21 protein-coding genes and 1 pseudogene are annotated in these 22,991 nt (G+C 58.4%); 9 read left to right on the top strand and 13 right to left on the bottom strand.

Annotated features, from left to right (window positions below):
- Nucleotides 1-189 precede the first annotated feature (189 nt).
- From AU381_RS28020 to nolB, 13 genes are all read right to left on the bottom strand, one after another.
- Nucleotides 190-486 (bottom strand): nodulation protein NopC, encoded by a 297-nt coding sequence (locus tag AU381_RS28020; protein WP_010875097.1) that lies wholly within the window; start codon nucleotides 484-486, stop codon nucleotides 190-192.
- Nucleotides 487-1,187: 701 nt separating this feature from the next.
- Nucleotides 1,188-2,000 (bottom strand): effector protein NopP, encoded by an 813-nt coding sequence (nopP, locus tag AU381_RS01160; RefSeq protein ID WP_014857569.1) that lies wholly within the window; start codon nucleotides 1,998-2,000, stop codon nucleotides 1,188-1,190.
- A 795-nt stretch (nucleotides 2,001-2,795) separates the two neighbouring features.
- A complete protein-coding gene (locus tag AU381_RS01155) occupies nucleotides 2,796-3,833 on the bottom strand; it encodes an EscU/YscU/HrcU family type III secretion system export apparatus switch protein (RefSeq protein ID WP_014857567.1) in 1,038 nt (345 codons plus the stop codon).
- Nucleotides 3,830-4,648 (bottom strand): type III secretion system export apparatus subunit SctT, encoded by an 819-nt coding sequence (gene sctT, locus AU381_RS01150; protein WP_014857566.1) that lies wholly within the window; start codon nucleotides 4,646-4,648, stop codon nucleotides 3,830-3,832. The genes AU381_RS01155 and sctT overlap by 4 nt, the downstream gene beginning before the upstream one ends.
- An 8-nt stretch (nucleotides 4,649-4,656) precedes the next feature.
- Nucleotides 4,657-4,935 (bottom strand): EscS/YscS/HrcS family type III secretion system export apparatus protein, encoded by a 279-nt coding sequence (locus tag AU381_RS01145; protein WP_014857565.1) that lies wholly within the window; start codon nucleotides 4,933-4,935, stop codon nucleotides 4,657-4,659.
- Nucleotides 4,932-5,600, bottom strand: coding sequence for a type III secretion system export apparatus subunit SctR (gene sctR, locus AU381_RS01140; protein ID WP_014857564.1), 669 nt, complete (start codon nucleotides 5,598-5,600; stop codon nucleotides 4,932-4,934). Before sctR ends, AU381_RS01145 begins: the two co-directional genes overlap by 4 nt.
- Nucleotides 5,593-6,648 carry a type III secretion system cytoplasmic ring protein SctQ gene (gene sctQ, locus AU381_RS01135; RefSeq protein ID WP_034859390.1) on the bottom strand — a complete coding sequence of 352 codons (1,056 nt, stop codon included), beginning with the start codon at nucleotides 6,646-6,648 and terminating at the stop codon, nucleotides 5,593-5,595. The genes sctR and sctQ overlap by 8 nt, the downstream gene beginning before the upstream one ends.
- A gap of 46 nt (nucleotides 6,649-6,694) precedes the next feature.
- Complete coding sequence (locus tag AU381_RS01130; protein ID WP_014857562.1) at nucleotides 6,695-7,231, bottom strand: hypothetical protein; 537 nt, start codon at nucleotides 7,229-7,231, stop codon at nucleotides 6,695-6,697.
- Nucleotides 7,207-8,562 carry a type III secretion system ATPase SctN gene (gene sctN / locus AU381_RS01125; protein WP_015633405.1) on the bottom strand — a complete coding sequence of 452 codons (1,356 nt, stop codon included), beginning with the start codon at nucleotides 8,560-8,562 and terminating at the stop codon, nucleotides 7,207-7,209. The genes AU381_RS01130 and sctN overlap by 25 nt, the downstream gene beginning before the upstream one ends.
- Nucleotides 8,559-9,185, bottom strand: coding sequence for a nodulation protein NolV (gene nolV / locus AU381_RS01120; RefSeq protein ID WP_014857560.1), 627 nt, complete (start codon nucleotides 9,183-9,185; stop codon nucleotides 8,559-8,561). The genes sctN and nolV overlap by 4 nt, the downstream gene beginning before the upstream one ends.
- A gap of 1 nt (nucleotide 9,186) precedes the next feature.
- Nucleotides 9,187-9,825 (bottom strand): nodulation protein NolU, encoded by a 639-nt coding sequence (nolU, locus tag AU381_RS28005; RefSeq protein WP_015633406.1) that lies wholly within the window; start codon nucleotides 9,823-9,825, stop codon nucleotides 9,187-9,189.
- Complete coding sequence (gene nolT / locus AU381_RS01110) at nucleotides 9,822-10,691, bottom strand: nodulation protein NolT (RefSeq protein ID WP_014857558.1); 870 nt, start codon at nucleotides 10,689-10,691, stop codon at nucleotides 9,822-9,824. Before nolT ends, nolU begins: the two co-directional genes overlap by 4 nt.
- A 9-nt stretch (nucleotides 10,692-10,700) precedes the next feature.
- The gene (gene nolB / locus AU381_RS01105; protein ID WP_014857557.1) at nucleotides 10,701-11,195 is read right to left on the bottom strand and encodes a nodulation protein NolB; all 495 of its coding nucleotides are present in this window, start codon (nucleotides 11,193-11,195) and stop codon (nucleotides 10,701-10,703) included.
- Nucleotides 11,196-11,350: 155 nt separating this feature from the next.
- Here nolB and nolW point away from each other — a divergent pair, with 155 nt between their 5' ends.
- From nolW to nopL, 9 genes and pseudogenes are all read left to right on the top strand, one after another.
- Entirely contained in the window at nucleotides 11,351-12,055 is a 705-nt protein-coding gene (gene nolW / locus AU381_RS01100; RefSeq protein ID WP_032490256.1) for a nodulation protein NolW, read from the top strand.
- Nucleotides 12,056-12,336: 281 nt separating this feature from the next.
- The gene (nopX, locus tag AU381_RS01095; protein ID WP_014857555.1) at nucleotides 12,337-14,127 is read left to right on the top strand and encodes a type II secretion system effector nodulation protein NopX; all 1,791 of its coding nucleotides are present in this window, start codon (nucleotides 12,337-12,339) and stop codon (nucleotides 14,125-14,127) included.
- 184 nt (nucleotides 14,128-14,311) lie between these two features.
- The gene (locus tag AU381_RS01090; protein WP_014857553.1) at nucleotides 14,312-14,740 is read left to right on the top strand and encodes a ParB N-terminal domain-containing protein; all 429 of its coding nucleotides are present in this window, start codon (nucleotides 14,312-14,314) and stop codon (nucleotides 14,738-14,740) included.
- Nucleotides 14,740-16,091 (top strand): annotated as a pseudogene (locus tag AU381_RS01085) (Y4yA family PLP-dependent enzyme). The gene AU381_RS01090 and the pseudogene AU381_RS01085 overlap by 1 nt, the downstream one beginning before the upstream one ends.
- On the top strand, nucleotides 16,092-17,102 hold the full coding sequence (locus tag AU381_RS01080; protein ID WP_014857550.1) for a PLP-dependent cysteine synthase family protein: 1,011 nt from the start codon (nucleotides 16,092-16,094) through the stop codon (nucleotides 17,100-17,102). It abuts the pseudogene before it with no gap.
- Entirely contained in the window at nucleotides 17,099-18,238 is a 1,140-nt protein-coding gene (locus AU381_RS01075; protein WP_014857549.1) for an NAD/NADP octopine/nopaline dehydrogenase family protein, read from the top strand. Before AU381_RS01080 ends, AU381_RS01075 begins: the two co-directional genes overlap by 4 nt.
- A complete protein-coding gene (locus AU381_RS01070; RefSeq protein ID WP_014857548.1) occupies nucleotides 18,238-20,124 on the top strand; it encodes an IucA/IucC family protein in 1,887 nt (628 codons plus the stop codon). Before AU381_RS01075 ends, AU381_RS01070 begins: the two co-directional genes overlap by 1 nt.
- Nucleotides 20,121-21,335, top strand: a complete 1,215-nt coding sequence (locus AU381_RS01065; protein ID WP_014857547.1) for an MFS transporter — start codon at nucleotides 20,121-20,123, stop codon at nucleotides 21,333-21,335. The genes AU381_RS01070 and AU381_RS01065 overlap by 4 nt, the downstream gene beginning before the upstream one ends.
- 257 nt (nucleotides 21,336-21,592) lie before the next feature.
- Entirely contained in the window at nucleotides 21,593-22,609 is a 1,017-nt protein-coding gene (gene nopL / locus AU381_RS01060; RefSeq protein WP_014857546.1) for a type II secretion system effector nodulation protein NopL, read from the top strand.
- Nucleotides 22,610-22,991 lie beyond the last annotated feature (382 nt).

Raw genomic sequence — 22,991 nt, 5'->3', positions numbered from 1 at the left:
GCTGCCAGTTCTGCGATTTGGGCCTGGAAGGCCGCAGCCCCAGCACCTTTGGCCGCTACGTTCTGGCCAGCCGCGGCGCCAGCTCCAACTGCACTCGTGACAGTACCTATTTTAGACATGTCATTTCCCTTTCTGTTACAATTGTGCCGTCACTAACGGCACGCACCTCCTGACGGGGGCCACCCAGCGTCAGGCATCCTCTTCAGTTTCTGCCATAGCTTCGTCGGCATCAGCCATGGCATCGTTCATAAGTTGCAGCGCAACCGATCGAAGAGCTAGTTCGAAGGCTTCGCTTTGAATTGCAGCCTGCGAGCGATCCCCAGAAATGGTCGGGCCATCCGTAACGCCGCTCCCGCGATCCGGCCTGTTGTGACCAGAGGGCCCGCCTGAATCGCGCGGCGGCTGTCCAGTCGAATGTCCATGCCCCCCTTTGCGGGCCAGGGAAACGCCGATGGAGCCAACTCCACTTCCAATCACTCCGACCATCAGCTACTCCTGCCTTAGCGGCGAATTGTAGATAACATCTACTTATGAGCTCCAGCTTTCGAAAAGCTGACAATTGTCAAAAAAAGAAGCGCTATTGCATATAAACGTGCTGCACGATCTGGACTCCCTGGAACTCCGGCAGGCCGAGGCGGCGCTCAGTCCGATGCACTTGAGTGACATCAGCATACAACGGGCATGCCGACAGCAAGCGACAACCTGTTCGAAGAGCCGGTCGGCTCCAGGACAAAAAAACGCTAACGTGTGCAGTTGGACCAGCAGGGCGAGAAATTCGGCATTTTGCGCGAGCGTGAAGCTCTCTCAGGTTCGATGAAGCCTCGAATGCGCAAAGGCTTGCTTTACACGAAACTTCGGGCCGGCGAGACCAACTGCTTTGCGTATCGCCATTGCGGTGTCGGAGCCACCCGATGGCAAAAGAGGCCGGGCATCAAAGACGCTCCGGCCTCAATGTAAAGAACGGCCTCGAGGTGTTTTACGGGACTCGGGAGCAAAACCCCGAACGAACTACTACGATGGTCTCAAAGAAACCCTGCGTTCAAGCTCCTTTGCGCCTAAACACCGAATGGGTATCGCTCGTTAGCGCGTGGCAGTTTGTAACGCTCTTTCGTTCCCTGTCCATGACATGAGGGCCGGTCTTGGCAGATGGGGCCCGGCCGTCGCGACCAAATCTGGCGAGAATCCGGTCACATGAAGTCATCTTCGTAAGTCTCGTAAGAGCAGCTGGTTGAACACTGTGCGGTTTCAGCATCCTCAAATTTGCGGAGATAGAGCGGCGGTTTGTCTTTACGCCGCCATTCAGCGGCACTGGTCTGCGTCCATTTGTCGGGATGCTGTTTGGGGTCAAGGACCATGTCGCAATCATCCACTTCAACAAACCCCATCATCGCTGCACGGGCTTTCGCCTCTGGGTTTTCCGCGCGCCAGTTCAGCAACGGTCGTTCGCCGTCCCTCCGAAGTTGGTGCTCGAGCAGAATATCGCCTGCATTCTCAACGAGAGGATGGGCGACTTGAAGATCCACGGTGGAGGTAATCTCTTGGTGACCAGGAAATTGGTCTCTCCAACTTTTGGATTCGAACTCTTCTTCCATGCTGAACCCACCTTCCGTTCTCATCAGTCCAACACACTGGTTTCCCAACTGGTAACTGAAATATCGAGCGTTCTCAGAATCCCGACGAATGCCGTATTGCTGAGCAACGTCCGCAGTGCGTCTGGCTTTTGCGGACACGAAGTCTGAATATTCCTGTGGATTGTCGGCGATGTCAGTGATTTCTTTGCCATGAAATTTCCTGATCTCCCTCCTGAACGTCTTCAGATCAATCGGCACGACCGGAGGTTCGTGATCGAGGGTATATCTGGATGAACCGCCGTTGGAATCCGATCTGTCTAAGTGCATTCGGGCAAACGTGTCCGCGAACTCTTGGGTTTCTGCATCCGTTTGCTTGCTGGCACTCTGCGTGTAGTGGAAATCGGACGAGCTATCAATTCGACCGTACATGGCGATCTTGTACTCCTATTTTTTCGCATTGAGAGCGGCTGGCTAGGGGAAACGGGTCAAGATAGACCCGCACAACTGACGTTCAGCTGACTAGTGGGACTTTCAGCGCGGACAAAAAGCTTTCTACCGCTATTTGCCAATACTCGGGTTCACTGGCTCTGTTGCTGCTTGCGCGGACGGCCGGAGCTCGGAACCATTGAACCATTATCGGCTTGGGTGGCAGATCTGGCTGGAACGGACGTGTCGTGGAAGTTTGGGCTTAAGCCTACTGTTTGCGCCGCCGCGTTTCCAATTTGCTGAAGCGTCGACGTTATCGCTGAGGTTCGCAGCATTTGACGCCATCTGTAGAAAAAAATGAACGATCGATCTCGTGGCGACGAGCAATGTCCGCCACAGACGTGTTGCCATTCGAAGTCTACGACCCTGTTGCTTTAACCCGGGCACGCGTCATGACGCGGGAACTCTGCACGCACGGATATGGCGGGGGCGCCGGACCAGCGTCCCTGCGGCCGCCGTTACGTCCGACCCCAACACGTGCGGCACCTCTATCGATTCTCAGCCACAACTACCATTTGAAACAACGTGTCGCCACCGACGGACATGCCAAACCTGAACGACAAGCGCGAGCCACGTTTGCCGCCATTCGCAGAACCGATTGCCAGATGATCCCGCCGTGCGATGTGCTTGCGGCAGCACTGTTTCTTCCTGGGCCATCCATTGCGTCCCGACTTAAAGCCAAAGGAATCACGCCCGGAAGTCAATGTCTTCAAAGTTCTTTTCCGAATTCAGGGATGCTCAGGCCAAACCTGCGGCCAAGAGTGCTCTCGCGATGGGCTCGAAATATTGCATGGGGATGGCGGTGCCCAGTTTCGTTGTGCTCATGAGTTGGTGCGCTAGGACATGATCATCGACAATCTTGAGACGCAGATTCTGCGCCTCGCGAAACATATCTGAAGCGGCCTCGCCCTCGGCGCGGCAAACTAAGATCGGAACTCCGGTCTCACCACGAACGTAACGCAGACCGATCAGCACCGCAGTTCCTCTGTAGACTAACGTGGCGCGATGCACACCAAGCGGAGGCTCGCTAGCCATCTCGTTGCGAATGCGACGCCGTTCACCCTTCAATTCTGGCGTTCCTTGCTGTTCCTTCAACTCGCGCTTTATTTCCGTCTTCGTCATGCGCATTTCACGCAGAAATAGCGCACGCTGCAACAGCAGATCGATCAGTCCGCCGATCAGAAGTGCGCCGGCGCCAATTCCGATCAGCTGTTTCGCTCCGGTAAAGACGACGCCGAAACAGCCCATTCCGCAGACCGGCAGATACACCATCGTCTTCCATAAACCGAGAAAGAAGAGGGAAAAGGTCCCGCCGAGAACCAACACCTTGAACAGCGTTTTGCCAACCTCGACTGCCGAACGCGCCGACCCCAAGCGCTTCAGCCATTGAAAAGGATTGATTTTTTCGAAGTTGGGCTTCATTGGCTCGAGAGAGAATACAAATCCTCTATTGGCCAGTAATGCAGCCAAGATTACCGCGCCAAAAAGAGCTGAGAGCAGCGGGCCAACGGTTGCCAGGGTGAGTTCGACTAGCAGAACCAGCGCCTGCCGGACCGCGAGATTGAAAGGCAGGTTTTGCAGCTTGTCGGTTAATAGTAGCGCTTCCCTGCATTTATCTTCGATAACGCTACCTCTTAGCCATAAGTAGGCAAGCCCAGCGCAAGTGGCGGCCGCGCGGACAAAATCCGAGCTACGCGGTATTTGACCTCTTTTGCGCGCGTCGCTCAGCTTCTTAGGGGTAGCGCCGTGTGATTTCTCTTCGCTCGTATCGCTCATTTCAGCAACTTGTCGAGCCACCCAAGCGTGCCGTCCGCTTGCGTGATCTCAAGTTTAATGCCCTCGAGCAAATAGGTAGCGTAGGTAACCATGATGATCGGAAAGACGATATTCTTGATCGGCGGGGAGAGCTGGCCAGATTTGAATTGTGGCGCAAAGCGACGTAGCATCATCATTGATATATCAATCAGTCCCAAAAAGAAGACTACAGGCCCCGAGACTAATAATGTCGTGCGCATGATGTGGTCGAGGAGCCCGAATAACTCCACTGCGCCTTGGGTACTCAATGATGGCTGAAACCGATATACGGGCCAGATTGAGTAGCTACCATAGAGGGCGCTGAGCACAGCTTCCACGCCCCCCGCTGCGACGAAGATCGTAATTGCAGTGATTCCGAGAAATACTCCCATAGCGGAAGCCTGACTGCTCGTTGCTGGGTCGGCCTGAGTAGACGGGCTGGTGATGCCGCGCTGGTTGTCGATAAACTCACCCGCAGCCTGAAGGCCCCATAAAGGAATTCCGAGAAAAGTGCCAAGTAGCACGCCGACAAACACCTCCTTTAGTCCGAGCAGGGGTATCTGGATCAGACTTGTTTCCGGATCCAGCGCCTGCAATCCGTCGCTGACGTGTGCCAAGCAGGGTAGTCCGAAGGCGATAGCCAGGCAGCCGCGGATCAGCCCGCCAATTTGAGATCGTGTAAATACAGGAAGGATCAGCATTATGCCCAGCGCGCGGGCCGCTCCAAGACCGGCTGCCGCAACGAGTTCGATAGCCGCATGGAGCAAGATCTGAATCTCGGCAGGTGACAAATACATAGCGCAGACTAATAGCCGAGTGTCATTGCTGGAAACTCGGTAAAGATCTGGTCCGCGAGCTCGATGAGCGGAGCGCTCAGCACAGGCGCAAACAGGCCAATCACCGCGACAACGACCAGGAGCTTCACAGTGAGTGGCAGGCTTTCATCCTGGATCTGCGTTGCTGCCTGGATGATGCCAATGGTTAGGCCAACAATCACCGATGCAATGAGCGGTGGCAGAATCCAGATCATGAAAACCACCAGTGATTGGCTCATTAGACTAACAATACTGGATCCGGTAATCATAAAGCTCCCGGCATCGTATAACTGAGCACAAGTCCGTGCATCAATCTTGACCAGCCATCAATAGCGACGAACAAGAATAGTTTGAACGGGACAGCTATAATCGTCGGGGATACCATCGACATCCCCATGGCCATCAATATCGTCGTGACGATAAGATCAATGACGATAAAGGGTAGATAAAGGAGGAAGCCGATTTCGAACGCGCGCTTTAGTTCTGATATCAGAAAAGATGGAACAAGAATGGCGAAATCATCTGCTGTGACTCTAGCGCGCATTTCCTCAGGCCAGACCTTTTCCGTCGAGGAGAGGAAAAATCGCCGCTGCTCTTCGTTTGTGAACTTCTTGAGATGTTCAAGCAAGGGCTGACTTCCTGCTTTGGCGGCTTCAGCCCAGTCGTCGAGCGATTGATAACGGAGTCTCGGATCTGTTATCCGATCATAGGTCTGCTCAGCAATGGGTGCGCTGACGAACATGGTGAGGATAAGTGCGGCTGCGTACAGCACTATGTTAGGTGGTATCGTCTGGGTCCCGAGTGCGTTGCGGACGAGGAACAGAACAACTGATACTTTTACAAACGCCGTGGTTGTGACGACCGCTAACACCAGCAAGCCGAGTGCCGCGGTTATCGCAAGAAGGGCCAGAATTGCCGGCTGCATTTCAGTCATTGCATGCCAACCTTCCACGGAGTCTGATGCCCAACTCATCTCCGATGCGCACGATGTCGCCACGTCCGATACACCGACCATTGGCAACTATGTCTACAAGGCCATCGATTGGCCGCCCAAGTTCAAAAACATGCCCATCGCCGGCACTCCTCAAATCGCCCAAAGAGATGGGCCAGCGGCCGCATTCAAAGACAAGCACGATCTCTATGTCATCGAGATCGGCATCCGACGGCCTTAGTTGCGATTCGGTTTCTGTCATATGCGCATACTCCAAGGGGCGTGATTGCGGGCGGAAAGGTCCCCGCAGGACTAGGTGGTCGCCCTCAAGGTCTGCCCTGGTCCATAACTGACCCACAGACAGAGCGATTTGGCCACGGCCGAACGGCGATATGTCTGGCAACAGAGCATCACCGACGGATGCTTTTCGAAGGAGCGCCGCCGAAGCTCGAAGCGTGCCGATCTCACCTGCAATTATGACCGGAAGGTCTGGGGAAAGCTCGCGCGGTTGCCGCGGCAATTGGCCAAGCAGTTCGGCCAGCGCGCGGAACGCAAACGGCACCAAGCCATCAAGAGGCGAGAAGAGGGACAGGCGACCCTTGCCACTGACCGAGCCGAAGACGATCTCCAGTTCCACATAAGGAGCCAATGTTATGGCTTTACCCACGCGAAGGAGATGCAAGGTCCGGTTCGTCTTATCCTCCAGTCGAGCGATAAGCGGCTCGAGCGCAAGTTCGAGAATGAGCGATGCAGTTGGCTCGGTAGGAAAAGCAAGCCCGCTCTGCACTGTCGAGACGAGCGCCTCTACAAGCGGTCGAGAGAGCGACAAGACGACCGTTTCACCTCCCAAATCCCAAATGCAGTCAAACATCGGAATGGCAGAAGACTCGTGTTGCCAAACAAGTCCTTCCATCGACACCGAAAGTGGTTTGTCGCCGACACGGCTCTGAAACGGCCCGCGTGAAGCCGCTATGTCGTTGATCCACGCGACGACCTCGGGGGACAGTGTCAGCGCTGGTTCGAATATGGTGCGTCTGGCCACGCCAGTCATCAAAGCGGATCTTAGGTGCACGATGCGGTCAATCCGAAACTTGCAGTTACCGGAACTCGTTGCGTGATCTCTGGGCGAGCGAACCCCTCCCATACCGCAGTAATATCTCGTCGTCGGCCTCTATCTCACCTGCGGCTTCAGAAAGAATATCGACGGCGCGCCGGAGGTCATCCTGGATCTGTTGCCATTTGTGCCGTGCTTCCGAACGCTTCACCAACAGGGCCTTTGCCTCAGACGCCGCTGTCTCGGCCTGCTCTTGAGCGATGCGCGCGTCGTCAAGTACCTGGCCTCTGATAGTGATCTCAGCCGCAAGCCGCTCTATATGAAGGTGGTGATGGTCGAGTGCGGCGCTGGACAAGGTGTTCAGCGACGTTAGTTCTTGGTAGAGTTGAGCTTCCTTTCCAGCACGCTGTTGCTGTGCGATTTCAAGCTCCCGAGAGGCATTCTGTGCGGCTACAATGGCCATGTGGTGCTGAGCTTCCTTCTTCGACAGTTTCCTACGGGCGTCGCGCTCGCGCATTTCCTTTAAAAGCCGTAGCCTTGAAGCGTAAGCATAATTCACGAGGTCAAACGCGACATCCATCCGACCGTCTCCTCAAAATCTGATACCTCGTCTTCGCTCTGGCGCAAAAACTCTTTCAACTCACCAATTGACGCGACGGCGCGGTCAGTAAGGGGGTCGCCGCCTTGCTTGTATTCGCCGACGTTGATCAGAAACTCGCACTCTGCATAGCGCGCGAGGAGATCACGAAAGAAGGATGCTGCCTTGCGATGCGTCTCAGAAACGACCGCATCCATAACTCGGCTGCGACTCTGCAGCACGTCGATAGCTGGGAAATGGGATCGCGCCGCAAGAGCGCGTGAGAGGACGATATGTCCGTCGACAATGCCGCGCGATTCCTCGGCGATCGGATCGCCTGTGCCATCACCTTCGACAAGCACAGTATAGAAGGCTGTGATTGAACCGCGCTCACCCATGCCGGCGCGCTCCAGCAGGCCTGGCAGTGCGGCAAAAACAGAAGGAGGAAAGCCCCGCCGGGTCGGCGGCTCTCCCGCAGCAAGACCTATCTCGCGCATCGCACGGCAGAAGCGCGTCAGCGAGTCCAACAGGAGAGCGACACGCAGCCCTTGTTCGCGAAAGTACTCCGCCAGGGCGGTCGCCATAGGAGCACATTGCGCCCGCTCCGTTGCCGAGCGATCGGAGGTCTCAACCACAACTATCGCACGGCGGAGGCCTTCCTCCCCAAGATGCCGCTCTACGAATTCACGTACTTCGCGGCCACGCTCGCCTATCAGCGCGACTATGACGACATCGGCGGCAGCACCTTTTACGATTTGTGATATTAGCGTCGACTTGCCCCCGCCAGGCTCGCCATAAATCCCGATCCGCTGCCCCTCACCGCATGTGAGGAGACCATCGAGCGCGCGCACCCCAAGCGGGAATGGCCGCTCAACCATGCGCCTCGTCATTGGATTGGGCGCCCTGCCGTGCAGCGGACGAACTTCGGTGGTTTTAACTTCGCCTTTGCCGTCGAGTGGACGGCAGCGGCTGTCGATCACACGGCCAAGCAAATCGGGGCCGATCGGCACTTCACGCATTCGTCCAGTGGAGACGACTTCCGCGCGGCTGGACAGACCCGCCAAGCCTCCGATCGGCGTGAGCAGCACGCCATTGTCCAACAAGCCGATTACCTCTGCTTCGAGCGACAGACCGGTTCGCGTATCCTGCAGCAGACAAAGTTCCCCAATCCGAGCCTCTGGCAAGACGGCATGGATCAGGGTACCAACAGCCCTCGTGATCCGTCCTCGCACGACGCGCGTATCGATTCTCTTTGCCGTGGACCACAAAGACGAGATCGCTGGCTCGAGAGGAGTCCCCTCAAGGCTATTATGCTGTGGTACCGGAGTGATCACAGTTCTCCTTCTTCAGAAAGGTACTCGAAGCCAAGGCGCAGCGCGCGCATCTGCGCATCAAGTCCAAGAGCGACGTTGCCATACTCGCTCCACAGCACACACTCTTGCGGCGACAACGTAGGATCCGTTTCAATTCGAACCTTCGGCCGCTTCTCCCGTCCGTCGCAACCGGCGAACTCGCGCGCGAGCATATCGACTTGCGTGGCACACACATGAAGGCAAACTTCTTCCGCGCCGTTGTATCTGCGCTCAATCGCGTGACGAACAGCCCTCACCAACAGCTCACCCGGATTGAAAGCACCTAAAAGATCGCTCAGTATCTCTATGACAAGCTGTGGCAATTCCTTTTCCAGAACTGCCTTTCGTTGCGCTACTTCGGTGACTGCTCGTGCAATCAGCCCTGACATTTCCTCGGCGCCTGTATTCAACCCCTCGGCGTAGCCGCGGGCCCGCTCCCTCTGATAAGCGGCGCGTGCCCAGGTACGGACCCGCTGCTGATGCCGTTTTGCTGCGGCAAGCGCATCTCCAGCGCTGTGCCAGATATTAAGCTCACTCGCGGGTATCAGTGGCCCCAATGGGCGCATCTGCGGCGCGACGGGTGCTGCTGAAATGTCGGCTGTCATATCACGGGCTCTCCATCTCGAAATGGGCTATCACGAGCGAAAACAACCCGCTTGAGGCACCATCGTGCTCAGGCGCCGGGTTCTCCGCGGCTGTACCGAGCGGCAAGCGTAGAAGCACGCGGTTCCGCTCAAGCGCTGGTCTTATGTTGAGCCAAGCACCAAGACAAGCATGTCCATCGTGTTCTATTTGCAACGCGAGTTTTTCCGGATCAGAGATCAATTTGTCTGCGATAGCATGCGCCAGATGTCGGATGCCAAATGCGTGCGCATCAGCGCCAATACGTTCAACGAGACGGGCGAGGTCACGCTGAGAAACGACTTTCAGAAGCGAACGGGCATGCCAAATACTTCCGGCAAGAAGAGCAGCGCGACGAGGATCATGGCCGCGCAGGAGATCGGGCCCCCATCCGATTCGGTTCCAATCCATGTCATTGCCAAGCAGCAATTCTGCCAGTCGTGGCTGAAGCCTCGCACACTTCTGCAACTGCACCACTGTCGCAGCCGACAACTCCGGATCGAGACGGGCGGCAAGACGCGTCGGATGGGTCGACGCAGCAAGCTCGCTCCTGGGAACGGAGTGCGATTGGAACGAAACATCAGGTTGGGTATTTTGTATCGCTATCGGCATTGGTAATTTCACCTACGCCCTAGCGCCGGTATCTTTTTACGAATAGCCGCGAGAGCGGAAACACCGGGGCGCTCCTGGACTCTAGATAGTTCGCCAGTTAATTGCCTGCGCCGATGCCCAAGAACGATGAACAAGAGGTAACACGTCACAGCGAACACTGCAGCGCCAACACCCACCGCGACAGCCAGGAGCGGCACTGGGATAGGCCTAGATGCTTGAGCCAAGTCAGGCTCCAGTAAAGACCGTTGCTCTTGTGCGGACCTTTCCACCGGCACCAAAACCACTTCTACCTTGTCGTAGGCCAAGCCTTCGATGCTTTCGGCGACGAGCATCTTTATCTTAGGCAGCAGAGCTGGGAGATTCGTTTTGGCGTCGTGGCGGATAAAAACCGAGGCCGATGACGGTGTGTCGCCTGCTCGCAGCAGGTCGTTATGCGGCAGTACCACATGAACACGCGCCGAGAACACGCCATCGATATCGCTGATTGTATGCGACAACTCTTCGCTAAGGGCATAAACGTAACGTGCACGCTCCTCGGTCGGTGATGCAATAAGGCCCGAACCTTGGAATATTTCGCCAAGGTTCTTGAAAGATTGGCGCGGCAGCCCCTTGCCATTCAGGAGCTTGATTGAGAAGGCGAGCAACTTTTCGTCGACCTGGATTGTGCTGGTGCCATCCTTACCGGCCACCCGGACCGCATCAACCCCGTTGTCCATCAGAAGCGCGAGCATCTCATTCGCCTCGCGCTCTTGCAACTGGGTATAGAGATCGACCTTGCAACTGCTCAGAGCCAGGAGAAGTGGCAGCACGACGAGGCGAAGCGGTCGCCGGCCAGACGTGTCGCTGCTCGTTGTGTCGCCATGGGCTGAGCCGAACATGCGCGCTACTCACCCTTCCTTTAATAGTTTGTTTACGGATGAGGTGATGCCGCTGATACCCTTCGAAACAAGAGCAACTTGGGTCACGCCATTATAAAGATCCCGCAGACCGGCAACCATCACGTCAAAATCATGCCCCCCTTGCGGGATTCCCAACCTTTCGGTGCCCGCCCCATCTTCGACAGGGAGCTTCTGCGACGGCCCGGGCGGAGCGCCGCTTATAAGGGCCGCCTTATGGTTGGGCGCGGCAGCAGCAACTATACTATCCGGGCAAATCGCAGAAATCGTCTGCAGCACGCGGTCCTTCAGCGGGCTCGTTGGCGCCGCGCGGTGAACGTCCATCGGCGGAGAAATAGGCGCCGTCCTCACTGGCGTTGAAGCAGTATCGTTTTTCATCGAATCAGCCGCCTGTGCCAGAGCACGCTCAAACTGAGCTTGCTCGCCGAATGACGATGACGCGACCCTGGGGAGACTGTTAGAGATTGACGTGACAGGCAGCATCATGAGAAGGACTCGATTACTTAACTCTTTGACGTGGAACTCTAGCGAGGCGAGCTGACGACACGCTGACTACCGGCAGCGTCGCTTGCCCATTGAAGAGTGATGTTAGTCGAGTTGAACCGCATGGGAGATTTTCAGATTTGGTTTATCAAGACGAGATGCCGACAACGCCGATCCCATTCACACCGCTTCATATGTTTAGGAGACTGCTCTGTGTCGGGCTTTTTCTATTTGCCGGAATCCACACAACCCTCGGGGCCACCCTGCCGCTCCCCTCGACCTCCTATAAGTATACGGTTCTAGATCAGGATCTCTCTGCCGCGTTGCAGGAGTTCGGCAACAACCTGAAAATCAGTGTTAACATCAGCGCAGAGGTGAAGGGGCGGATTCGCGGGCGTATACCGGAGTTGTCACCGCGCGAGTTCCTCGACCGATTGACCGATCTCTACGATCTCCAATGGTATTATGACGGGGTTGTGCTCTATGTGTCTGCTGCAAAAGAAGCACAAACTCGGATGCTTGTGTTGAGTTCAGTTCACTTTAGTGCTTTCAAGCTCGCCCTCGATAAGCTTGACATCTCTGATGAGCGCTATCCGGTGAGACCCGCGCCGGGAAATGGCCTGGTCTTAGTGTCCGGCCCGCCGCGCTTCATCGCGCTCATCGAGCAGACGTTGAACGGTCTACTGGCAGTGGCGCAGGCGCAGCCTCGCGCAACCGATACGCCCGCCAGGGAATCTGTGATGGTACTGTTTCGGGGCTCCTCCACCACGGTCGTCCGCGGCGGGAGACCGGAAGTCTTTTATACTTCTGAGATGCTGCCAGAGAACGACGATGGCGGGAAGGCTGAGCTGAGCAAGAAATGAAATTCAGACTTTAGGATTAGCACCTCACTGCGGTCACCTCTTGATTGTTATTCGTCTAAGCCTCGTCAGTTTCTCGAAAGCTAAACCGCTCATGATGTGAATCGGTAGCTCCAACGATGTCGCCGACCATTGTGCCGGAATTGACCTTTGTAGCTAGCATGGAGCGAAGCAATCAAAAAGCATAGTTACTCCAGCGGAGGCTTTAAGATTGTCACTTCGTGAGCGCAAGCGCCTTATAGAAGGTCCTTGTGGAGGGACAACATCACGTCTGAGGATGCACAATGTCGGCCAGCAACCTTTTACCAATGATCAGCTCTAATCCTGCACAGTTCGCCCAGGCGTCGCTCGCCAAAGCTTTCGCGCCTCGGGTAGCCCAGGGGCAGCAAAGCGTATTGTCCTTCGAAGCGATGCTGTCCACTAACATGCTAGACAGGATTGGTCCTTTAGCCAGTCGGGAGGACCTGCTGCCGCCGGATGCCGAGTCGACCTTGGAGGATTTGCAGAAGGACCCATTGGCCCTGCTGCCCCCCCACATGAGGGCGGCGATCGAATCAATGGATCAGACCCCGCAGTCGGCTGTTGCGATCGACGACCATTATGTCGCGCCAGCTCCCATACAAAGCTCGAGAATTACATGGAACGGTGGATCGCTGACTAAGCCTGAGTTGCAGATTGTCGCAGTGCTGAACCGTCACAAGGATCTGTGCCCACTCAGTTGGGAGTCGCTGGAGGCTAAAGTCAATGATCCCTCTACACCGCCGGATCTGAAAGCGGCAATCGAGGCATTGCTACAGGATCCCGAACTTTTTTATGCAATCGGCTCGCAGGGCGATGGTCGCTGTGGAGGCAAGATCACTGCGAAGGACTTGTCTGAATTTTCCAAACATCACCCACAAGTTGCCGCATTTCAGGAAAGCCAAGCGCAAAGCTACGCGCAGAACTACATCCCATCCGACAGCGCCGAGAATGCCCAGCCATCGGTCATGACCGAGAACGATGCTCTACGGGAGCTTTATCGGTACTCGGAATATCTTCCCAAGAACCTGAGTCTGGCCGACTTCAAGCAGATCGTCGACGGCGAAGCGAAAACAGGCAAATGTCCACCCCAGGTCATTGCGGCGGCTCAATACTTCGTCAGTCATCCGGAAGAATGGAAGAGGTTGTACGGTGGTAATATAGATAAGGTCCACAAAGAGGACTTCCTGCAAGTGGCCTCCTCGTCGATGAGCCTCACACAAGCCGAGTTGGACACGCTCAAGACAATTAACAGCCATCAGGAGTTATTTTTCGGGAGCGGTGATCTCACACGCGACAAGCTGGCGAGTATGGCAGACGACAAGAGCTTGGATCCGAAAGTACGTGAAGCTGCCTCGCAGCTCCTTTCAGATCCTCTTCTGTTCGGTCTGCTAAACAATGCGATTACGGGCTATAAGACTCATCATGGATTTTTCGACTTCGGCGGCGGACATACGGTCGATTCTGGCAACGTCAGCAAAGAAGACTTTGGCCGTTTCTACACAAACATGACTACGGCAAACCGCACCGTTCAGCAGCCAAAGTTCCATGTGCCGGAAACTGAGGCTGCGCAGAACGCTGTCGCAGACATGAAGATGGGCCTGGCGGACCAGCCTGACATCAAGTCACCGAAAAAGAACGGCGGAGCCCTCATGCATGTCGTCGACTCCGTGCTGCGGGTAGGGTCTAAAGTGCTTGACTGGGCTGCAACGGCCGTGGGAGTGCTCAGCTTCATCCCGGGAATCGGACAGGTGGCCGATCTCGTATCCATGACGCTTGCATGCGAGGCGCAAGCCGCAAATCTCCTCCGTACAGCGATTACCGGAGGCAATATGAAGCAGGCGCTGATAGAGGCTGGCATAGGGGTCGCAGCACAAGCAGTCGGCCTTGTCTCGGGACCCGGGGTCAAGCTGGCTATTCGCAACGGGCTCGCAAGGAAGGCGATTGAAGAGGCCGCGACGGCCGGGATTAATCTGCCGCTTTCAATGGCGCAGCACTATGCAGAAGGCTATCTGAACGACCTGAAGGCACGCCTTACGGCCGACCATCCGGCCTAGGCCGTCGGCCTTCCCGGCTAGTTCATGACCCATTTTCCCATGTGGGTATCCTCACCGCGCCTCGCCGGCCGCTGTCGCTTGCACATTTGCGAGCGACGAGGCAGCGAACGCGCAGGAGACTAGACGTGAACGCGGATAATCAAGATATGTGCGATGCGAAAGAGCGAGCGTGAGGCCGGACCGCATGGAACATTGCCCTCTCTCCGCAGCACAATTGATCCCAACAGAAGAGGTGAACCCTGACAGGGTCGATGCACTGCAGGCCCAAATCCTGCAAACAGGCTCATGGACCGTGCCAATAACAGCCGAGAAGGATGCCTTATTCGTGATTGACGACTATCACCGGTTGACGGCTGCGCATCGCCTCCGGCTCACCAGGATGCCGGTGCTTCTTCTCGACAACGATTCGGTGCGGGTAGAGAGTTGGCGCCCAGGTGGGAACATTACTCCGGCTGAAATCTTCGCGATGGCGCGCAGCGGCCGCAAGTTTCCCTACAAGACGACCCGGCACGTTTTTGCCCACGGCTTGCCGACATGCGATGTGCCGCTTGAGCTTTTGAGCAGTCCCACTCCGATGGACATGGCGCCGGTCTTTTCCGCGGGGGCGCTGTGATGACGAAGATCGGCCATGGGCTGCCACCGATTCTGCGATCGGCGACTGCGGACCTTCTCACCAAATACGGTCCTCTTCTTTTCGATTGGGCCGCCCGCCACGGCTCCCCGCTCAATCTGGTCTGGCCGGATGCGTTGCGGGAGAATCTTGCCGCCTTGAAGGGCGTACTGACGGAGCGCCGCGTCGAGCATGCGATCTATTACGGGGCGAAGGCCAACAAATCGCCCGGGCTCATGCAGGCAGCGCTCAGCGCAGGCGCCGGGCTCGACGTCTCCAGCCTCTACGAGCTTCGCGACGCAAGGCGGCTTGGGGCCGATGGTGCCAGGCTTGTGGCGACGGGACCGGCGAAGACGAGCGCATTTCATCAAGCGCTGATCAATTGCAACGCGCTGATATCGGTGGACTCGCCGGAAGAACTGGAGGATCTCATCCACGGTCTGCCGGCAGATGCTGGCCAACAGCCGATCCTCTTGCGTTTGCGACCGAGGGACCAAAGCAAGAGCCGCTTCGGCATGCCGCCCGACGCGATTGTTCATTGCCTCGTTCGGCTTGCCGGCGAAGGCAGGCTCCGTTTCGACGGGCTGCATTTCCACCTTAGCGGCTATCGCCGGGAGACCCGTGTGGCAGCGCTCAGTGAGGCCGCCGACCTCATTGCCGAAGCCAGACGGATGGGATTTTTTCCGGGCATGATCGATATTGGCGGTGGCCTGCCTATCCAATATGTCGACCGAGCCAGGTACGACGCGCATCTCGCGGCGCAGGCGCCCGAGGACTACCGCACCGGGAAAATACCGGACTCTTTCTATCCCTATGGCAGCACTCTTTCAGCAGCCGACTGGCTGCACCGGCTCTTGGAGGCGGAGATGAACCAGGGCCGAAGCGTAGCCGGTTACCTGGCGCGTGAGGGTCTCACGCTGGCGATGGAGCCCGGCCGCGCTCTGGCCGACCAGGCGGCGATCACTGTCTTTCGAATCTCGCGGGTGAAGGCGCTCGGTCCGGATTCGCACGTCATCTTTGCAGCTTCAGCGCCTGCGAAACTTGGTTCGCCTCCGAATTCCTGATCGACCCTATTCTCGTGCCTGCCACCAAGGCGACCGTTCAATCGCCGCCGGTCCGCGCCTATCTGGCCGGCCATAGCTGCCTCGACGAGGACGTCATCAGCAACCGGTGGCTGACGTTCCCGACCGCGCCGCGCGCTGGCGACCTGCTCGTATACGCCAACACCGGCGGCTACCAGATGGACCTCCTCGAAAACGAGTTCCATCGCCATCCCATGCCCGCTCGCTTCTGCGTCATCGAAGACGCCGAAGGGCGGCCCAATCTCGTTCCCGACACAATTGGAGAGGTTTAGATGCTGCACACGACCGTAACACAATTGATCGGCCAGACGCCGGTCATGTCGATCGACGTGCCGGGCCGCAACGCCACCTTGGTTCTGAAGATCGAGAAGAACAATCCCGGCGGCTCGATGAAGGATCGTATGGCTCGCAGCATGGTGATTGCGGCCCTTGAGGATGGGCGCCTCGCTCCGGGCGGCACGATCGTTGAATCATCGTCGGGAAATACTGGCACGGGGCTGGCGCTCGCAGCGCTGGAATTCGGGCTGCGCTTCATTGCCGTGGTGGACCACCATGCAGCGCCCGACAAGATCCGCATGATGCGGGCGCTAGGGGCTGAGATCCGCTATGTCGAAGGCGACTTTCGCGAAGACGAGGTCGCAGTCGTCGAGCGCCAACGCCTCGCAGCGCAACTCGGCGCGCAGCTTCCGGGCGCGCTGTTCATGAACCAGTCCGACAACCCGGCAAATCCGGCAGGCTATACCGGCCTCGTGGACGAACTGGTTGCCCAGCTTCCCGACGGCATCGACGCCTTTGTCGGCTGCGTGGGGACCGGCGGCTCGATGACCGGAATCTCCCAGCGTGTGAAGCGTAACAATCCGGCCGTACGCACTATTGCCGTGGAGCCGGCCGGCTCGATCGTTTTCGGCAAGCCGGGGCACCCCTATTACCAGTCAGGAACGGGCACGCCCGCCGGCGATGAGGTCGGCAAGGTGCTGGACTATGGCTGCATCGACGAAGGCGTGCAGGTGACCGATACGCAAGCCTTCGAGACGGCGCGGTACATCGCCCGGCGCAAGGGACTGCTCGTTGGCGGCTCGACCGGCGGCGCCATCTACAAGGCGCTGGAGTTCATTGGCGCCGGCAAGCTCACCGGCACGGTCGTCACGACGGTTGCCGATGGCGGCGAGAAATATCTTGGCACGATTTTCGATGAGGAATGGATGGCGAAGCGCCGCCTGCTCGACCCGGCAATCGCTGCCCAGTTGGATGGCTGGCTATTCGGAAAGGCGCGGGCAGCATGAAGGTGACCATTTGCGGCGCTGGCCGCACCGGACATTTGAACGCGGTGCTGTTCAAGCAGAACCCGGGCATCGATGTTTCGGTCCTGACCACGTCCGCCACCGTGGCCGCGCGATGGGCGAGCGGGGGCGATCTCTGGCAAGCGGTGACGCGAGACGGTCGCACCCTGAGTGCTAGGCCCGACTACAGCGGAACCGACCCGAGCGCGGCGCTCGACAACGCTGACATGGTCCTCATAACGCAACCCGCCCAGGCAAGATCCGCGCTCTTGCATCGTATAGCGCCGTATTTGCCGACGGATAAGAGCGTCTATATCGGCGCGATTCCTGGCTTTTGCGGCTTCGACTGGCTCGCGGCAAAGGTGCTTTCGGGGCGTGACAATGTGGTGATCTGGGGCATGAAGGACGTGCCCCATATCGCCTATGATCTGATTGCAGGCCAGCGCGTGCGGATGGGCGGCGCCAAGGCAGAACTCTTCGTTGCCCTGGATCGCCGGGAAAGCGCTGCGAGCGCCGCCGCACTGATGGCGATGTTGAATCGCATCTACGAGGCGCCCGTCAACCTGCTCAAGGACTATCTCGAAATCACGCTGACGCCGGGCAACGCGCTGATGCACCCGGCCGTGCTCTACGCGCTCATCGGCCCCGGCGCACCGTGGGAAAAAAGACCGTTCGACGAAGCCCTGTGCTGGTGGAGCGACTGCCCACAAGCAGGCGCCGAGCTCCTGGAAGCTTGCGATGCGGAAAACCAAGCGATCCGCCGGGCGAGCGAGGCACGTCTCGGCATTGATCTCAGCTCAGTGAAGCCGCTTCAGCAGGAACTGATCGAGGCCTATGGCGACCAGATTGGGGATGACCGAACCATGTACACGCTTCTACGCACAAATCGCGCCTATGCGGGCATTCCTGCCCCCCTCGTTCCCAATCCACATGGCCCGGGGCTCGTCATCGATCGCGGAAGCCGCGCCTTCCATGAGGATATCGCTTTCGGACAGGCGCTGCTCGTCACGATGGCAGAACGGCTCGAGGCGACGGTACCGGCGATCGCCAAGACCTATCGCTGGGCGTGCGACTACCACGGCAAATTGGCTGCGGGTACACCAGACTATGTCCCAGCCGACTGGCCGGAGGCCGCCTGATGGACGAGAAGACGCCTTCCGTGACGAATCCCGTCGAGAACGAGGATCTTGCGCTTTTGACGCAGGCATCGCGCAACGCGATCAACCGGCTGGTGCGCTGCCTGTTCGCCGAGCGCCTGCTCGCGCCGAACGCCTTGCTGTGGGCACGCGAAGGCCGCCAGGCCTGGTTCCCCCTCTGGCCCTCGCAGCGCATGCTGCACTTCACCGATCTCAGCCTCGCGCCCGCCGGAACCTTGCGGAACCGTGGACAGATCGAAGTGCTGGACGGCACCGGGGCACGGCAGCGGATCGATGATCCGGCCGCCCTGATGCGGGAGGTTGCCCCCTCTCTCGCGATCACGCCCGCTTCTGACGGACTGGAGCATTTGCTGCGCGACGTGGACAACAGCATGCGCAACGACATGCTGGCGCGCCGCGAGCGCGGGCGCTGGAGCGCCAGGCTGCGCCAGGAAATCGCCGAAGCCGGTGCGCCCGGCTTCCTTGCCTATCTCGAAAGAAGCTTGCCGACGCATTTGGCCGCGATGACCCTCGACCAATGGGGCGCGCTCGAAGGCCACCCGTTCTATCCGACCTGGAAGGCCAAGCCCGGCCTGGCGGCGGAGGAGGTCGCCGCACTGTCCCCCGAGTTCGGCGCGCGCGTGCCCCTGCGCATTGCGGCGCTCCGCAGCAGCTGGGCCTACGTCGAGAAGATGCCGCATGTCGGAAGCTATTCGGAATGGTTCGCTGAGAACTTCCCGGATCTCTCGCGCGATTGGGCGGAGGGCCTGAAAGCGCGGGGCCAGTCACCCGAGGACTGGCTGCCTCTGCCGGTCCACGCCTGGCATCTGGAGCACTTCGTGCGCCGCGAATTCGCGGCAGAGATCGAAGCCGGCATTTTCGATCCTGACGGCCCGGAGATCGTGACGTTGCCGTCCATGTCGTTTCGCACGATGCTGCCGAAGACCGAGGCGCCAAGACCCTTCATCAAACTGCCGGTTGCGATCTGGATGACGAGTGAGCAGCGCACGCTGCAGGCGAAGTCGATCCATATGGGACCGCGCCTCAGCACGCTGATTTCCGACATTGTGTCGGAGGAGGATGACCTCAGGTGCAGGCTGGAGATCCTTACTGAAGAGCTTGGGGCGATTCTGCGTCATCCCGAAACCGGCGACGAGCATCTCGGCCGCTTTCTTTGGGTGGTCTATCGCAAGGCCGATGCTCTTGCCCGTCGAGATGGCCTGCTGCCGGTAACCGTCGCCGCGCTTCTGACCGCTGGCCCTGTCGACGGCCGGCCACTGATCTGCGAACTCATCGGAAAAAGCGGCGACGAGAGCGAAGCGGCGATCGCTGTGTTCTTCCGGCTCTATGCTCGCACCGTTGTCCGACCGACTCTGGCCATGTATCTCCTCTACGGCATTGCATTCGAGGCGCATCAACAAAACAGCACGGTCCTTTTCGATGATCGCGGCCTGCCACGGAAGCTCTTGATCCGCGATTTCGGTGACGGCCGCAGTTTTGCACCGCTCTTCACCGAACGCGGTTATGAGCTGCAGCCGTTCAGTCGAGGGGGCATCCTGCCAACCACCTTCGACGACGATATCAGCCTCGTGCGCTCGTTCCTCATCAATGCGTGCTTTGTCTGCCATCTTCACGAGATCGCCCTTTGCCTGACCGAGCAATATTCGGTTGCGGGTGACAGCCTTTGGCGCGTCCTCAGGGAAGAAACGGAAGAGGCGTTCGAGACGTTGCGGCCGCGCATGCTCTCGGATGCGTTCTGGCTCGAGGAACGCCAGGCCTTCCTCGAACGGCCCTGGCCGGCACGCTCGGTCCTGCGGATGCATCTCGAGCGCTATCGCGACTACCGCATCGAGCACCAATTGCCCAATCCGTTGGCGAGTGCGGAATGACCAGGACAGTCGCGGTCCTGCGCGGTTTCGGACCCGACTTCGCGCTGCTGTTCGGACTTCAATTCATCTCCATGGGCGCCATGGAGATGAACGGTCCCTTCTGGCCGATTCAGATCAAGGCATTGAGCCCCTCGGACAGCGTCTTTGGCCTCGCGGGTATCGGCGTCTACGTCTGCCCGATGCTCGGCGTATCGCTGACGAGTGCCTTTTGGGGACGTATGGGCGACCGGTACGGCAATCGCCTGATGATGGTCCGGGCCTTGCTGGGCCTGGCGATCACGCAACTGCTCGTCGCCTTCGCCCAGGATGTCTGGACCATTCTGGCGTTGCGCTTTCTGCAGGGGGCCTGCGCTGGCTATATCGCTCCGGCCCAGGCCTACGGCGTTGAGGTCACCGGCGGGCGCGATCGCGCCCGCCTCTTCGCCTGGCTGCAGGTGGCGACGAATGTCGGCTCGCTGGGCGGCGCTTTCCTCGGCGGGCTCATCCTCGACGCCTTGCCTTTTGCGGCCGTCAACCTCACCGCCGGGGTGATCTGCGCATTCTGTGCCGCAGTCGCCTGGACAAGCCTGCCGGTTCCACCAGGAGGAGCGGGACTCACGAAAACCGCGAAAGCAACAACAGTCTCTTGCGCGCCTTCCACGGGGGTGTCCGTGTTCGGACTACTTGCTCTGATGGGATTGCTGCTTGCGAGCAGGATGGTGCTGCAGGTGCCCTTTTCCCTCTATATGTCGGAGGTCTACGGCTCTCAGCATTGGATCACGGGATTGAGCTATGGCCTTCTTGCGCTCGGCTTTGTGGTCGCAGCGCCGGTGTGGGCCCGGACCTTCGAAGGGCGAGAGCCGTCTTTTGTGCTCGGATGTAACGTGCTGATCGCTGGCGGATGCTTCGTCGCCACCGGGCTCGCTGGCTCGACCCGTGCGATAGGGCTGTACGCAGCGCTCTATTTTGCCTGGGGCGCGCTGCTTGGAGGAACGACACCGGTTCTCCTGTCGCTCGTCTCGGCCGCGACGCGAAGCGAAAGGCAGGGATCGGTCCTGGGGCTTGCGCAGACCTGCCAGCAGGGCGCTTCGGTCGTCGGGATCATTGCAGGAGTCGCCGCCACGCAACGGTTTGGGCTCAAGGCAGCTTTCCCGCTCGTCACGGGCCTCTACGGCCTGTCTTTTCTCGTGGCGCTCGGCCTGTGGCTGAAGGCGCGCCAATCACGTCGGTAAAGAAGAAATATCGTGTTGAAACATTGTCTCTTGGCGCGTGCCATGTTGACAGCTGTTGTCTCTATCATCCTGGATCTGTCGACGGGCTTCGCCAGCGACGCGACGTTCGAGCGAACATAAGTCCGGTCTTCATTCGGTCCATCTGATTGTCAGCTTCTCGAAAGGTATCTCTCTTACAATTGCAGGGCGAATTAGACGGTGATGCCGCCTCCGCATCGGAAAGGCTTGGGGCCTCCATATTTCAAAGGAGAAACAGGATGGATATCAATTCAACCCGCCCACTAAACGCAAGCCCACAGCCCGACTCTCCACCACCCGCCAACGAGAGTGCATTTGCGCATCAGCTGAGCGGATTTCAATATAGCCCTCCACATGCCGCTGACTCACTATTGCCGCAGGTTGAAGCCGATTCCCCATATTTGGACACCGGGCATCCCTACTCGCAGTATTTGGATTCGGCATATCCTTATCCATCACCTTGTGAATGGCAGCATGACCTGTATACCAGGACTAGGGAAAGGTCTCCCCATCCTAGCGAGCAGCGACCGCATGCTCGGGTGCTACAGGACGCGCCCGAACACGACCAGGATCAGCACGTGGAAGCCGCGGGACCGCGAGCTGGATCATGGCAAGTGGGGCCATCACGATCTGGACCGTCGCAAGCCGGGCCATCCTCGTCCGCCACCCCACTGAACGCAAGCCCACCGCCACATGCCACCGACTTAGAAACCGAGCATCCCTACTCGCAGTATTTGGATTGGGCGAATCCGTCATTGCTTGATTGGCAGCATGACCTGCATACGCGGGCTACAGCTTCTCCCGCGCCACTGACCGCTGAGAGGGGAAAGTCTCCCCAGCCTAGCGAGCAGCAACCGCATGCTCGCGCGCTGCAGGTGCCCGAATACGATCAGGATTTGATATGGCAGCGCGTGGATGCCGCGGGGCCGCAAGCTGGACCGTGGCAGGTGGGGCCATCACACTCTGGACCGTCGCAAGCCCGGCCATCGCACGCTTGGCCGTCCTCGTCCGCAGGGGCCGAGCCGACTGAACTTTCTGATTTCGTTATGGATAGCGGCGTTCGTGCGTGGGACCACTGGTTCTTAGCTCCTCACATGGCCTCAGAAGACCAGATGAGCATGCTAAGAGCCACGGGGCTAATGCCAACCGCAGAGGTCCCGACAACAACGTTTTTGATGATGGGCATGCCGCACGTTGCCGAATTCCGAGGCGAGGGAGTTATTCGCATCAGGCCATCGCTGGATTTTGACATTTGATCTGCGGACTCGGGTGCGGGCTTTCCTGCAGAGTAGGCGTTCACGATCGAAGCGCACAGCGTATGCCCGCAGCTGACAGGGGCAGGAATTCTTAGCACCCCCGTCTGACAGGCGCCATACGTTACAAGCGTCAAGATATTGACGCCAGCCAGACCTATATACACGTCGACTCAGCTTCGTATCGGCGAGACTGACGTACCGACCCTCTAACTGGCTGTCTGGGCGTCGATCGATCTTGCTTATGCACAAGCGCCGATAGGGGCTCAACAATTTCCGTGCCGACTGACACCCCGGCAAGTGATCATATGTGGACGCCCCCTATGGCAAGGGCTTTTTGTCGGGTGGTTTGATCGGTTGCTTTCATATGTCCGGCCTGTTTGTG

This window comes from Sinorhizobium glycinis (assembly GCF_001651865.1).
GTDB classification, from domain to species: Bacteria; Pseudomonadota; Alphaproteobacteria; order Rhizobiales; family Rhizobiaceae; genus Sinorhizobium; species Sinorhizobium glycinis.
Note: the sequence above shows the minus strand (reverse complement) of the source record. Positions and strands in the feature narration are given on the sequence as shown.

Excerpts from the sequence above, each read along its gene's own strand:
- AU381_RS01075 (WP_014857549.1), top strand. The coding sequence starts at position 17,099 with ATGAAGGTGACCATTTGCGGCGCTGGCCGCACCGGACATTTGAACGCG.
- nopP (WP_014857569.1), bottom strand. The coding sequence starts at position 2,000 with ATGTACGGTCGAATTGATAGCTCGTCCGATTTCCACTACACGCAGAGT.
- nolB (WP_014857557.1), bottom strand. The coding sequence starts at position 11,195 with ATGATGCTGCCTGTCACGTCAATCTCTAACAGTCTCCCCAGGGTCGCG.
- sctR (WP_014857564.1), bottom strand. The coding sequence starts at position 5,600 with ATGACTGAAATGCAGCCGGCAATTCTGGCCCTTCTTGCGATAACCGCG.
- AU381_RS01090 (WP_014857553.1), top strand. The coding sequence starts at position 14,312 with ATGGAACATTGCCCTCTCTCCGCAGCACAATTGATCCCAACAGAAGAG.
- sctT (WP_014857566.1), bottom strand. The coding sequence starts at position 4,648 with ATGTATTTGTCACCTGCCGAGATTCAGATCTTGCTCCATGCGGCTATC.
- nopX (WP_014857555.1), top strand. The coding sequence starts at position 12,337 with ATGTCGGCCAGCAACCTTTTACCAATGATCAGCTCTAATCCTGCACAG.
- nopL (WP_014857546.1), top strand. The coding sequence starts at position 21,593 with ATGGATATCAATTCAACCCGCCCACTAAACGCAAGCCCACAGCCCGAC.
- nolT (WP_014857558.1), bottom strand. The coding sequence starts at position 10,691 with ATGTTCGGCTCAGCCCATGGCGACACAACGAGCAGCGACACGTCTGGC.
- AU381_RS01130 (WP_014857562.1), bottom strand. The coding sequence starts at position 7,231 with ATGGATGTCGCGTTTGACCTCGTGAATTATGCTTACGCTTCAAGGCTA.
- AU381_RS01065 (WP_014857547.1), top strand. The coding sequence starts at position 20,121 with ATGACCAGGACAGTCGCGGTCCTGCGCGGTTTCGGACCCGACTTCGCG.
- AU381_RS01145 (WP_014857565.1), bottom strand. The coding sequence starts at position 4,935 with ATGATTACCGGATCCAGTATTGTTAGTCTAATGAGCCAATCACTGGTG.
- AU381_RS01070 (WP_014857548.1), top strand. The coding sequence starts at position 18,238 with ATGGACGAGAAGACGCCTTCCGTGACGAATCCCGTCGAGAACGAGGAT.
- nolV (WP_014857560.1), bottom strand. The coding sequence starts at position 9,185 with ATGACAGCCGACATTTCAGCAGCACCCGTCGCGCCGCAGATGCGCCCA.
- AU381_RS01155 (WP_014857567.1), bottom strand. The coding sequence starts at position 3,833 with ATGAGCGATACGAGCGAAGAGAAATCACACGGCGCTACCCCTAAGAAG.
- AU381_RS01080 (WP_014857550.1), top strand. The coding sequence starts at position 16,092 with ATGCTGCACACGACCGTAACACAATTGATCGGCCAGACGCCGGTCATG.
- AU381_RS28020 (WP_010875097.1), bottom strand. The coding sequence starts at position 486 with ATGGTCGGAGTGATTGGAAGTGGAGTTGGCTCCATCGGCGTTTCCCTG.
- nolW (WP_032490256.1), top strand. The coding sequence starts at position 11,351 with ATGCCGACAACGCCGATCCCATTCACACCGCTTCATATGTTTAGGAGA.
- sctQ (WP_034859390.1), bottom strand. The coding sequence starts at position 6,648 with ATGACTGGCGTGGCCAGACGCACCATATTCGAACCAGCGCTGACACTG.